The following is a 12,577-nucleotide window of genomic DNA, read 5'->3' on the forward strand; positions in this document are numbered from 1 at the left end:
AGTGTTAGCCAGATTAAAGAAATTTTTGGCTTCTGTTTTATTTGGCCCAAAAACAGAATTTAATAATGTTTCAAATTCGACTATTTTCAGTAGGGTATATAACAATGCTATTTTAATTTTCCGACCTGCTTTTGTATGCGAGGAAAACTGGTTGACCACAATATCTGAGTTATACTATGATGAGGAAATAAAAAGCAAATATATTGCAGAACTCCATCAGGAAGTCGATGAGCATAAATACAGATTGGTTGAATTGCTGAGATACGATAGCTTTTTGCAGAACTTTCTCGGCGAAATTAGCAGCTGCTTCGATTATATCCAGCGCTATGAGGAAAGCCGTGATGATTTCTATCAGGTATTGCAGGCAGAAGGGAAAGCGGATTATGATGCCTCAAAAACATTTCTTGCAAAAAGTAAAGTTCTTGAAAACAGGATTCCTGAAATCAAAACTTCACTAAATGAGCTTCGTCAAATAGTGACAACGAAAGACTTTGGCCTTTTTCAAAAATTCAGAACGCTGCATATACCAGACTATGGCTATTCAAGCATACAGTCAGGTGAAGTTGATCTATCGTTATTATTTGATGAGATTCCGGAAGATCCCTACCTAACACGTGACCTGACCAAAGACCATGACCAGGTTTACCAATTACTCTCCGGTATAAAAAGAATGGTAGAAAACACCCTTGAACAGGGTAACAATTATATCATTTCGGGTAATGCAGGTTCAGGAAAAACCAACCTGTGTGCGCATCTTATTAAAATATTAAAAGACAACGATGAATTCGTTATATTCTTAAAACCTACGCTCTTCAATGGCGATGATGTAAATTTTGAAACACGGTTACTGCAGCGATTAAAAGTCCAGGAAGGATATATTTTAACGGAGGTGCTAACCGCGATTAACAATTTCGCCAAGGCGAAGGGTAAGCGTTGTGTCATCATCATAGATGCTCTTAATGAAACCACTAAAGCAGGTATCGGGTTCAGCAATATCTGGAAAAATGAACTTCAGTCATTTATCAATACAATCAGGTTATTCCCAAACCTGTTTTTGGTCTGCACATTAAGAACTTCTTATATTGATCATATCTGGAAAATTCGTCCAGGGAACTTGTACGAAATTGATGGCTTTAATGATGATGAAGATGTGTTAAGCGCCTGCCGAAAATATTTCAAATACTACCGGATCAATGCTACCAATCTTGGAAGGACAGACCTTACACATTTCAAGGTTCCACTATTGTTGGATCTTTTCTGTAAAATGACTAATCCAAACAGGCTTGAAGAGATTACTATTCATCTGGGGATAGAAACTTACGTCAGTGTATTCAGTCAATATATCGAAACGCTCGTAAATGAGGTAAGAAATAAGCTCAATCTCCAAAAAACTAAATTAATTAAACAAGGTTTCGACAGGAGTTCTGACCTGTTTTGCGCAAATAATGACGCAACTCTGGAGTTAGAGGAATTCAACGATGCCTTCGATCCGGATGATCATGTTACCGAGGATCTTTCAATCGCGAAATCTGTTTTGGAGGGATATCTTATATTCATTAAAGATGCGTCAGGTAGCGAAAGTGAATTTATAAAACACACGCAACAAGAGGTTGGCGGGTATTTATTGGCCAGGCGTTTGCTTGACCGGTATCCGGAATTACCGAGCCTGATTTCTACAGAATTCTTTCAGGATGGCATCGTGGGCGCGGATCAAACGAAACAACACCAGCTTCGGTTAGATATCATTAAATTTTTAATTGCGCTAAATCCTCAGATCATACAATTTTTAGACAGCAGGGAGGCGAATAATGTCTCCTGGTGGTATGTTTTTAATGGAGGCTCTGAAAGATTGCCCGCAAATATTACCGCTGATCTATTGCAAAAAGAAAATCAGATCGAAACGAGGGAATTATTAAGGATCAGCAGGAATGTTTGGTTGTCTCCTCAGAGTAAGCACAATTTTCATTTCGTAGCAAAACTACTTTTCCGGCAATCACAGTGGGACATAGATAAAAACTGGACATCTTACATTTACCAGAATTCCATATTTTTCCAGCAAGCTGTAGAACGTTATAATTTGATGCTTTTAGAGCAAAGGGGTAGCAAAACCCAGTTAAAACTCGCCGCTATTTTTTGTGCCTACACTTGTGCAACAACACTTCGCAACCTGCGCGATTTAAGTACGGCATTTTTGGTCAACTTCGGAAAGAAATATCCAAAAGAATTATTAGGTCTCACTGTCGAAAATGCTGGAGTTGCAGACGGATATATCTATGAGCGTCTTGTCAGCAGTTGTTACGGCGTGGCGCTCAACCTCCAGAATGACAAGGCGTTTACTTCAGAGCTACTGCCCGTGTTTGCCAAAGCTTTTTATGAATTGCAATTTGCCCCTGCGGCAACAAACCCGGTTTATAATTATGTTGTTATCGATTCTATCAAACATTTGCTGGAATTGGAATTCTTTAAGAATGGGACAGCATTCGGTTTTAATACGCGAGAACAGGTTGTTAATTATCGTTTTCAAACTCCCAAAGCATGGGTTCCTCCGACTGAGGAACAACAACAGCTTGTCGATCAAAGCTCAGAACATTCATGGCCTGAGCCGATTGGAATGGATTTCGGGATTTACACGATTCCCCGCTTAATCGACAGGGAGCAAATTCCACAACGAACGGCAATTGCCAATGTCTATAAAAGGATATATGAACTCGGGTATCAAAATATTCGCTATGATAAATTTGACGATAGAGCGTTTAGAAACTTTTATAATGGTGAAAAGCTGGCTCGAAGACGGGATAAAGCGGACCGGCTCGGGAAAAAATATTCCTGGCTCGCCTTTTTTGATTATGCCGGTTTTTTGTTGCTGAACAGGAAATTAGCTGGTTATTCGCCGGAAGATATTCAAGGCTATAGGTATAGTCGGTTGGGGGATGTCGATATTGATATATCAAAGCCAAATACCAAGAACCAGCTTTCGGTCCGGCTTTATCCGCATAACCTCATGGCGGCCAGGGCAGCCAATGCCGATTGGCACAAGGAAGTCAAAATAGACACCATATTTCCGTTAATTCAACATGAAATAAACGGTTCCTTCCACACTATGCTTTATGGAAAAGTCGACCAGCGTGTAAATGAAGAATACAAAACCAGATCATTTCTGCTCGCCGAATCCTTCTTTATTGCAAGGAATGACAAAACAGATGCCTACAAAATATCATCATCAAGTATGGTATATGACTGGAAAAATGATGTGTCGTTTTTCAAGGATGACATAAGGCATATCTACTTTGGAGAGTTATACTGGCTTGGTATAGGCGATAATGAAGCGGGCTTTGCCCACCTACCAACTAATGAAATTGGCAAAAGAAAACGAAAAGCAAGTCCCTTTGAAATTTTTTCACGCGAAATCCCTAATGAAAAAATAAAGAAGGTCGTTGAAGAAGAATATATTAAAACCCTGAATGTCGATGTGCAGTCTTCTCTGTGTGAGTATCTTTGGGAAACCGACAGTGAAGTATTCCCGGCTTTTTCTGAATATTTCCCGTCAATTAAGATGGGTAAAGAATTGCATTTGAGTGCAGATCCTGCGGGGGGACGGATTCTCGACAAAGAGCTTGCACCATGTTTTGAAGTGGTCAAATACACCGATCAGGAATATTTTAGTAATGACTTCAACTATATGAGGAGCGATTTATTAAAGAAGTACATGGAGAATAATAACTTAACCCTGGTTTTTCAAATCAAACAACATAGTTATACCGAACAAATGGATCATAATAGGGCCATGTCGTTTTTCCTGCTAAATGCTGAAGAGATCAATATATAACAGCTATGTTCGACAAGGAAGTCCGTAGATTTCTGAGAAAATATCGCGCATCATCGTAGCAACCTGCTATAATAAAAAAGGCCTCCAGGGAGGCCTTTAATAAGTAATAATTTTCATGTTAGTGACAAACTTTTGTAAAGTATAAATATTTGGAAAGATCAAATAGATCTTCCTGGCTTTCAAAACCAGATTTTATTATACCTACGTTACACAATTGAAGGTAGTATGCAATAGTGTCGATAGCTTGTGCTACCGGTTGGCTTCTATAATTAGCTTTAAAAGTATCTAAACTTTTTACTACCGCTAAAAAGAACAGGTCATCTAGGAAATGTTCTATTGCCTCCTCGAATCGGGAACACAAAGGACACATACAAATTTGACTTCGCTTAATTGGTTGGGTGGAGCCTTGATCCTTGAAAAAGGCATCCATTTCTGGGGTTTCCATCTTTGGTTATTCATGTTGATAATAGGTTGCGCAATCAAAAGTGTCTGGAAATGTGTTTGGAAGTCCGGAATGATGTAAATATCTAAAAGAATAGTATTTTTGCACCAAAATCGAACCTCCATCTTTGGTCAGACTTTAGCCCAGGGTTTTCGTTGAACTTTGGGCTTTTTAGCTTTTTTCTTGCTATTTTGTTGTAAAGATGCTTCTTTTTTTTTGCAAATGCAAAAGATCCCAGGGCGTTAAAGATTTTATAATCAGCGTACTATGATCGCTACGGTATTACTTTATGCTTAGAATTTAGCAAAGATTAAATGAATTTTAATCGCAGGCTTAAAAGCATTATCTTATAGTTAGAATCCTGCATAACTTTAACCATTAGGCTAATTTTTAAATGATAAATTTTTGAATTGCAATACCTGAATTTATGCCGTGTTGACCCTGGAACAATATAACGCGCTTCATGAGCCGGAAAAGGCAGAAGTGATCATGCAGGGAAATTTCCTGGCAGAACGGGAAGAGAACGGCTTGCCCGTTCAGCTGTACAACCTCGGCAAAATTTACGGTGAAATATACTATGATCCGCTTGCTAACAAGATCCTGCGTTACCGGGCGTTTGACGATATCAGGCAATTAGGGCCGTACCTGGCACATATCCGTTTTAATCGGTAGTGAACGTACTTGAATGATCCATCAGGCGCTCCGTCAAATAATGAATAGCCGGATAAGCAACAAGATTGAGCTCGGTCTTGAGGACACGCGGCGTTTTTGGAGTTGTTTCGGTTTGGTTTTCCGGTATTCCCGCTCCTGCGCGACTTCCCTACGGCTCAAGTCTTCTCTTCTGCTTTTCTCAAATATAAAGCTTCATTTTCGCCGAAAGCTGCCGAACAGCTATAAGCTACTGGCTTTCTCCCGTAGGAGGTAATTCGTTGCACAGCTGGCGAAGATGCTCAGCTAATCTTTAAGCGAATTTTAGCCCGTTAGTGTGATAGGTATATATTATTATCTACACATGCGGGGCTCTTTGAATGATGTGAATTAATAAATAAACATCGATCCTTAAATAGGATCAATTATTTATATATAAAGTATTGATATTTAACTATTAACCCGTAAATTAGAAGTGCCAAACCTGTCATATTTATGAAGTCTATAAAAAATATATTCCTTATATTGTTTTTTATAACTATTGCACACGTATCAGTTGCTCAATCGCAGATGATGAGCGATACCACCGTGTTTAATAGTGCAAAAGACAGCACCGTCTTTTATATAGACTGGTCGAAAATAACCCCTGAAGTAAAGGTCACATTTATAAATATCATGAGCGATATAGCCAAGCGTAATGGTTTTTATAAAACGGTTACGATACAGGCAGATGAAAATATAAGCCGACTGATCAAGGATAACTATGATGTTGTAGCTGAAAAAAACAACCATACCTATCAGGCGCTGGTGTCGGTAATCCATAATGTGAATGGACTGGATGCTCAGAATACCTTAGTTGTAGGTACGCAGGTGAGGTTACCAAGGCTGCCTGTAACGAGGTCCAAAAATAGTAATAAAGCTTTTACGCAGTTTTTCGACCCTTATATCAGCCAGGCGTATATATTATCCACAGATTCTGCGGCAAAGTCAAACCTGACCACCGCTGAGCAAAACGTCCAATTCTCAGATGGTGGATTTTATGCCTATAAACTCAGTCCGGGTGACCTGGCACTTGTCAAGTCAAAGCTTTCAAAAAAGCTATACCGTCAGCTATATGGACAAGCGTTGGTAACGCTTGATAGCGTTCATATCTCAATGGCGCGGTTTCCTGATCATCATGGTACACCAACCGAATTAAAAATTCTGCCTGCAGCTGTAGATTCATCTGTAGCACGTTTATTAGCTACGCTGGATAAAAAGAATTTCGGTACGTATTATGTCTTCGATAATTTTAATGCGCGATCTACACATGGAAAAAAGGTGTTAGATGTTATTAATGCTCGTTTCGCTGCTTACGGACTAGACACCACTGGGCTGGCGATCCGCCCGGTTCCCATTAATTATTTTGACAATATAGCGTTCGGAAAAAATGTACTGGATAATTATTTTGCTTTGTCGGGCTCCGCTTCAAAAAATCTTCAGGCAGTTGAATTGAACAACGAAGCAAATTTGTTAAAAAATGTAGATACCTCTCTATATACTTATGCCGTTTGTGAAAACTGCATTCCTGAAGTTTACTTACATGCCCTTTTCGGTTACTATTATCGGGATAAGCCGGATGTAATATCAAGTTCTTTTTGGGCGAATATGGCACTAAAGGGTGTATTGCCCAGGCTTTATAAAGATCCGCCAACGAGTCTGGTAACCGCCGCACTAAATGAAAATGGAGAGATTGAAGATAAGATTAAAAACATTCTCGTAGATAAGGAACTGTTGGTGGGGGAGATCCAGCCGATCAACGATTATTTCAACGCCTATCCGGAGAATGGGGCAATGATCATCGGAAATCGTTTAAATAAGGGCGTTTTTTTGGGATCACACGGCAGACATATTACCACTACCGGGCTTGGCGTTGGTTGGTCAGGCAGGACGATACTGCCAACGGATACGGGTACAAGCTTTGCAACGCCTGATGTGGCGACCAAAATCTATATCGCTAAGGCTTATTGGCGGTCAAAACAGATGCAGCCGATTGCGGCAGAGGAGACTCGTCTTCGTGTATTATTGGCGACAGATATAGATAGCAGTTTGATCGGCAAATTCGAATCGGGCGGTACTGTCAATATGTTAAAATTGCTGCAAACCGGGAATTATGCCGAATTGATTTCCGGAGAAATTGTCCCCATAACGGAACTTAAACTTTTAGACGCAGGTATCGGTGCTTCCAAATTTAAACGAAGTCCCTTTGGTCGAAAAATAACAGATGATGGCGAAACAACAGATGGGGTGTGCGGGCTTGCCTACATCGATGGTCGATTTTTTAAAATAACTGAACTGACGCCGTGGTGGCAACCGGCAAAATTTAAGGAAATCTCAATAGCATTTTCCACACCGGCGGGGCCGGTTGTTATTCAAAGCCTGGAAGATTTCAAATCAAACTTTAAACAGCTTATCATATTAAAAAATCCATGAAAAAAACAATCAAATTTGCGTTATGTGCCACAATGTTGCTGGCCGTTACCCACCTACATGCCCAGAATTATAACGAAATTTTAATTAACGTAATTAAAAATGAGTTCAAAAAAGACTTGAAGGGCTTCCAGTTTCTGAATACGCCTACTGACAATTATGGCCTGGTCACGACATACAAAAAAAATACGGATCCGAAAAATTTTGAATGCGATATGTATAACTGTATCGGGATAAAGGCGCCCGGCTCGGCGGACGCCGCCTGGCTCACGATGAACGGTTTCGCAGCCGGCGGAGACAATGGCCGGAAGATTACACTAAGCCAGGATGTGAATGATCAGGTGGGTTTTAACCTTATTCTTCCCAAGATTATGAAGATCGTAGGACTGAACGGAAACTTTAATAAAAATACGGTAAAACACCTGGAACTAACGCTTGGCCCTGTTTATATTAGGCAACTGAGAAAAAGCGTCATGCAGGACTATCTTAATAAATTGGATCATTCGTCCCGACAGTACCAATTGTTTAACAGCGGACAGATGGTGCTGATCGTTGGCGACTGTGTGATCCAAAGTATGGATGTGGATATCACGCTGGCTGATACAACCGAAACGTCGATAGATGCTAAATTTGGCTGGCAGGGTTCTTCAGTCGCAGCTAAAATTTTGGATAGTGCTGCCATCGGTTTAAAGGTGGCTAAAAAGTCAGCCGGGCATTACCAATTCACACTGCAACACCCTGTTATTTTTGCTCGTTTGGCAAAAAAGCAAGCCAATGCGGGGGAATTAGGATTGACTCAGGATCAGGATTTTAATGATTGGGCCACAGTAGATCCGGATGCAATTATCGACCCCGATAAGCTCGGTAAAAAATAATGGGGTTTGGCGGGCTGCAACGTTTTCATATAGAGTGCGGCCCGCCAATTTTATGCCATTCGACTTCAGTAAAGAATATTCCGGCAAATAGATAGGATGATCATTTGCAGTTAGCTTTCCATCGCTCAAACGAGCTTTTCTCATTGCTGACTTTTCCCGCGATTTTTTTCCCACCCGAAACAGCTTCATAAACTTTTAGGATAGCATCAATTAACGACTTAGGAAGTTCATATGACCTGTATAAATGCGATTCAATAATGTCTTTTTCGGCAGGAACCGCATATTTCTTAAGCGCTGAAAACATGCTTTTGATCGCGTCCTGCTCATGGTCACGGAGTCCGGTGTGAGCCGGATTGATCGATGTGACAGCCTTCAGGGCCTCCTTCAAAATGCATTCAGGTTCCGCGTAGGGTCGTAAGACATTTTCTGCCGGCAGCGTCTGAGCATTCGTGATTCGAACCCATTTTTCAATTTCATTAATCCGCGACGGGATAGCGATCAGGCATTTCGAATTTGATTTTTTATCGAGCTCCAAAAGCTCATAGCTGTTTAGGCCCAACGCAATCACAACCTCTGTATCCGTAAAATAACCGCTTAAATTACCATGAACATAATTTAATGGCGTACCAGGGAACTTGACACCCTTAGTCGCATTCTTGGCGGCGTTCGGATCATTAAAAAATTCGTTTAACAATTCTTTTTGATTAAGCTTAGCAGTAACTAAGTTTATCCGTCGTTGATCGGCGTTATTCTGGATAAATAGCTTGATGACTTCAAATATCAGGATCCTGTTATCTGGGGTATTTATTCCTTCTTTATAAAATCTGAGTTTATTTTTCATATTTAAATTATTGATCATACTTTGATTTGTGGCTTCAAGCTTACCCGTCATTAGCCATTGACGCTTTCATAAAATTATTGCTTATCCACTTTCACAAATTGGAAGAAGGACAATCCGTTCTCCTCCATAAAACCCCCGATATTTTCATTTCCGGAGTATTCCCTGTCTGTTGTGAGCCTGCTTAATGGCTCATCATAACTCTTCCCAAATAACATCGGGATGCGTACCTGCATTTTCTTATCGTTCGATCTCAACTCAAAACTGGACTGTCCCGGATCTACCTTAACAGGCTTTCCTAAGCTGCAATTCAGTAAACCATTAATCATTGTTTTAAGATTGGTTTCTATTTTTAACCCTAACGGGGAATGCTGCGCTTCTGATAAAAGCGCTTCGATATCCTTGTTTTCCCATAGCATTTTCAAAGAGGGGTCTTTTGTTATTAAGCGTTTGGCAATTTTATGGTGCACACAACTGGAGCCCAGCAGGTCATATTTGACATGAACGGTTCCCGGAGATAATTCCAGAAAAAACATTTCCCAGATTGCGGCCTGTTTGGACCATTTTGCCTGGCGTTCGATCTGATGCGTAAAATGGGACCGTTTAACGGATTTCTGATACCTGTCCCAGTGATAACCAGGATCTTTGATAACACGCGGCCACTTGGCTTCAAATAAGCCAACCTTTACCTGATCCTCCACCTGGAATACGATCATGGAGTCGCAACCAAAGCGTCGTTCCATAGTGCCGTCATTCACCCTGGCAAACCATTTTGAGCTCAGTTTAAGTGAATTAAAGCTATAGTGGTTAAACACGCCAAATGGATAGCTCAGGCTGTGCGCCAGGCGGGATACATAATCTCTTTCATCCGCTATCAAGCCTCTTGACAGGTCGAACCGGGTTTGAATATCAAGCCGGTAAAACAGGTCGGCTACAATTTGGGCTTCCGTTGCTGATAACATAATTCGATTATTTGTCTATCCACCAGTCAAATTTTACCGGGTCCGGAGCTATGTCATGGATATGATCCATCTTCCTGGCAAAGAACCGTCGCAGCTTTTCTCCGTCCTGATCCGTTTTGCGCAGATCGGCAACATAATTATTCAGGTGCTTTTTGAGCAAATAATGCAATGCAGTCCTCAATACTTTGATTTTGTTACCACTGCGAGTGATAAAAACCTGCTGTCCGGAAGGCATTAATTCTTTCGATGTCGCATTGATATACCATTCGCCTTTTGTTCGTGCTTCATGTAAAAGACCGCAACGCACTTTGTCATAGAAGTCGAGCGCCTTAAACGGCAGATCCGGTAATTTTTTTCCGTTCTTCGCCGTCCAGAAATGGTTTTCGAATATCTCTGCTGACTGAAGAAAGTTGGTAAATACTTTTGCACTCTGCTGGTAATGAAAGGACGGCGCCCCGGCTCGTTTTTGATGATGGAATATTTGCCCTGTCCTGAGCGTCGCAAAAGTTTCGATCAGTGCGCACTGGGCCGTTAAAATGGTGAATCCTTCCCCTTTACGCTTAAGGTTCAGGATCATGTGCTCCATCGGTAAAAAATACTTTCTCTCGAACCGCTTGGTCAGTATGTCAATGGCATACTCCCAGTCCGTATTGTACTGATAATTATGGATAAGTTTAAAACGGCATTTCTCCCAGGAATCCCTCTCCTGAATTTCTATTTCCATTGTGTTACTTCTTAGGTCTGGCCGGTAAATGTAATTATTATAAAGATCATCTCCATTCCATGTATTTGCCCGCTCCTGCAGTGCTAATGTAATAATGCATTCGATTTTGACAGGATGAGATGAACAATGGCCAGGTTTTGACGAACAAAAATAGGAGGGCCGTTCTACCTGATGAAGATAGCGCAATACATGAGTTGTTTGAAACCGGTTCAGTTAAGGTTTTACAGAGCGCAGGTCCGGTTCAATGATCCTTAGTTTATCTGGGATAAAAAATAAAAAAGCCGTACAAACAACAACGCAAAAATCGTGATACTTAACTTGGTCTTGAGCACTCGGAGGGCATTGTTCAGTTGCTTGGATACATTGTTCTCTGAAGTACCTAGTTGCTGTGCGATGTCCTTATGGCTTAGGTTTTCTTTCCGGCTCATCTCGAAAATGAGCTTCATTTTTGGCGGAAGCTGCTGAACGGATCTTTCAATATAGGCCTCCAGCTGTTTTTCTCTGATGCGATGATCGGTTACTTCCCCGGAATGGCTTTCCAGGTAATTGGATAAGGAATCAAAATATTTCGTGGTTACTTTCTCATGGGCGAACAGGTCAAATATTTTGTTTCTGACAGCAGTAAAAAGGTAGCCGGCAAGGTTGATTGCGGGTAGGTTGGTTTCTCTTTTAAACCATAACGTGGCGAAAACGTCCTGGACAACGTCTTTTGCTTGTTCTTCGTCGCGGAGCTTTTTATAGGCGTGGGTGAAAACCAGGTAGAAATAACGCTCATAGATCTCGTTAAAGGCGGAATGGTCCGATACTTTAAGAAGGTCGGTGAGTTGAATGTCTGAAAGGGTTTTACTACTCGTCATCCGCTAACATTTTAAAATGTAAGCCCCAGACAAATTGGACTGGACGTCATAATACGGCCGGAACCCACTTGTCAGGTACGAGGCTCTGGTAAAGCCGTCCTCTTTCGAGGTTCCCCCATGACATAGGTGAGCTCCGGCCCTATTGATATATAGGGAACGGAGGCTACACTTACCGTCGCGGGAGATTTACCAGATTTCGTGCGAGGCTCGTTAGCAGTCCTTATTTATAATATTAAGAAGCTGCAAAAATAATTTAAATCCTAATGATTAAGCTAAGTTAAAAAACTTACCCCACATGTAGGGTATTGGCTGGCTTTTTTTTGTATTCTTTTATAGTTGATGTCGGAAATAGTTAAATTATCAACCATAGAGCAGCATGTAATTAATTTCGTAACTGAATTGCGAATAAAACATCAGTTGACTCAAGCTGATATCGGAGCTATTATTGGCGTTGGCAGATCATTTGTTAACAAGGTGGAAGACAAAAAAGAACGCGCAAAATATAACTTAAATCATATTGATAAATTAGCAGATCATTTTGGTCTATCTCCAAAAGACTTTCTACCCGAAAAAGCAAATCGACATTTGTAATTGGGCGTTACCTTCGGCCCAGGCTTTCGTTGCAAGTCCTCGCTATCGCTGTAGGCTTTTCACACAATCCTTAACGCGAAGAGCGACCGATTTTTTACTATCGTATTTTAACTTTATCTTTGCATTGTAAGTACTACAAATCGCACACGCCTTTATTGCCGTTCTGGCAATTTTGGGAAATCGAACACATATATGGAACTCTTCAACTATCTAAAAAAGGAGGCATAATGCTGCTTTGGGGTTTTGCTATATCTGTTATTGCTAACGTGATGCAGATAGCAGATACTATCAAGGGTTGGGTTAAAAAATAATCCTGCCGGAATAGTAAAATTAAAGTCACAAATT

10 protein-coding genes are annotated in these 12,577 nt (G+C 40.8%); 5 read left to right on the forward strand and 5 right to left on the reverse strand.

What is annotated here, in order from left to right; translation table 11 throughout:
- Window position 1: 1 nt before the first annotated feature.
- On the forward strand, window positions 2-3,826 hold the full coding sequence (locus WC615_RS00200) for a hypothetical protein (protein ID WP_372976122.1): 3,825 nt from the start codon (window positions 2-4) through the stop codon (window positions 3,824-3,826).
- 118 nt (window positions 3,827-3,944) lie between these two features.
- On the opposite strand, the gene WC615_RS00205 is transcribed toward WC615_RS00200, so the two are convergent.
- A complete protein-coding gene (locus WC615_RS00205; protein ID WP_372976123.1) occupies window positions 3,945-4,271 on the reverse strand; it encodes a hypothetical protein in 327 nt (108 codons plus the stop codon).
- A gap of 432 nt (window positions 4,272-4,703) precedes the next feature.
- Here WC615_RS00205 and WC615_RS00210 point away from each other — a divergent pair, with 432 nt between their 5' ends.
- The 3 genes from WC615_RS00210 (at window position 4,704) to WC615_RS00220 (ending at window position 8,260) form a co-directional block, all read left to right on the forward strand.
- On the forward strand, window positions 4,704-4,940 hold the full coding sequence (locus tag WC615_RS00210; RefSeq protein ID WP_372976124.1) for a hypothetical protein: 237 nt from the start codon (window positions 4,704-4,706) through the stop codon (window positions 4,938-4,940).
- A gap of 471 nt (window positions 4,941-5,411) precedes the next feature.
- Complete coding sequence (locus WC615_RS00215; RefSeq protein WP_372976125.1) at window positions 5,412-7,388, forward strand: hypothetical protein; 1,977 nt, start codon at window positions 5,412-5,414, stop codon at window positions 7,386-7,388.
- A complete protein-coding gene (locus WC615_RS00220; RefSeq protein WP_372976126.1) occupies window positions 7,385-8,260 on the forward strand; it encodes a hypothetical protein in 876 nt (291 codons plus the stop codon). The genes WC615_RS00215 and WC615_RS00220 overlap by 4 nt, the downstream gene beginning before the upstream one ends.
- Window positions 8,261-8,360: 100 nt before the next feature.
- On the opposite strand, the gene WC615_RS00225 is transcribed toward WC615_RS00220, so the two are convergent.
- The 4 genes from WC615_RS00225 to WC615_RS00240 form a co-directional block, all read right to left on the reverse strand.
- Window positions 8,361-9,152, reverse strand: coding sequence for a hypothetical protein (locus WC615_RS00225; RefSeq protein ID WP_372976127.1), 792 nt, complete (start codon window positions 9,150-9,152; stop codon window positions 8,361-8,363).
- 23 nt (window positions 9,153-9,175) lie between these two features.
- Complete coding sequence (locus WC615_RS00230) at window positions 9,176-10,060, reverse strand: hypothetical protein (RefSeq protein WP_372976128.1); 885 nt, start codon at window positions 10,058-10,060, stop codon at window positions 9,176-9,178.
- A 7-nt stretch (window positions 10,061-10,067) separates the two neighbouring features.
- The gene (locus WC615_RS00235) at window positions 10,068-10,784 is read right to left on the reverse strand and encodes a hypothetical protein (RefSeq protein ID WP_372976129.1); all 717 of its coding nucleotides are present in this window, start codon (window positions 10,782-10,784) and stop codon (window positions 10,068-10,070) included.
- A 251-nt stretch (window positions 10,785-11,035) separates the two neighbouring features.
- Window positions 11,036-11,641 (reverse strand): RNA polymerase sigma-70 factor, encoded by a 606-nt coding sequence (locus tag WC615_RS00240; protein ID WP_372976130.1) that lies wholly within the window; start codon window positions 11,639-11,641, stop codon window positions 11,036-11,038.
- A gap of 339 nt (window positions 11,642-11,980) precedes the next feature.
- Here WC615_RS00240 and WC615_RS00245 point away from each other — a divergent pair, with 339 nt between their 5' ends.
- The gene (locus WC615_RS00245) at window positions 11,981-12,232 is read left to right on the forward strand and encodes a helix-turn-helix domain-containing protein (protein ID WP_372976131.1); all 252 of its coding nucleotides are present in this window, start codon (window positions 11,981-11,983) and stop codon (window positions 12,230-12,232) included.
- Window positions 12,233-12,577: the final 345 nt, after the last annotated feature.

Origin of the sequence: Mucilaginibacter sp., from assembly GCF_041663085.1 — a bacterium.
GTDB lineage: Bacteria > Bacteroidota > Bacteroidia > Sphingobacteriales > Sphingobacteriaceae > Mucilaginibacter.

What these genes read in the sequence shown, in the direction of transcription:
- WC615_RS00240 (WP_372976130.1), bottom strand. Translation starts at nt 11,641, where the DNA reads ATGACGAGTAGTAAAACCCTTTCAGACATTCAACTCACCGACCTTCTT.
- WC615_RS00220 (WP_372976126.1), top strand. Translation starts at nt 7,385, where the DNA reads ATGAAAAAAACAATCAAATTTGCGTTATGTGCCACAATGTTGCTGGCC.
- WC615_RS00225 (WP_372976127.1), bottom strand. Translation starts at nt 9,152, where the DNA reads ATGACGGGTAAGCTTGAAGCCACAAATCAAAGTATGATCAATAATTTA.
- WC615_RS00245 (WP_372976131.1), top strand. Translation starts at nt 11,981, where the DNA reads ATGTCGGAAATAGTTAAATTATCAACCATAGAGCAGCATGTAATTAAT.
- WC615_RS00235 (WP_372976129.1), bottom strand. Translation starts at nt 10,784, where the DNA reads ATGGAAATAGAAATTCAGGAGAGGGATTCCTGGGAGAAATGCCGTTTT.
- WC615_RS00205 (WP_372976123.1), bottom strand. Translation starts at nt 4,271, where the DNA reads ATGGAAACCCCAGAAATGGATGCCTTTTTCAAGGATCAAGGCTCCACC.
- WC615_RS00215 (WP_372976125.1), top strand. Translation starts at nt 5,412, where the DNA reads ATGAAGTCTATAAAAAATATATTCCTTATATTGTTTTTTATAACTATT.
- WC615_RS00230 (WP_372976128.1), bottom strand. Translation starts at nt 10,060, where the DNA reads ATGTTATCAGCAACGGAAGCCCAAATTGTAGCCGACCTGTTTTACCGG.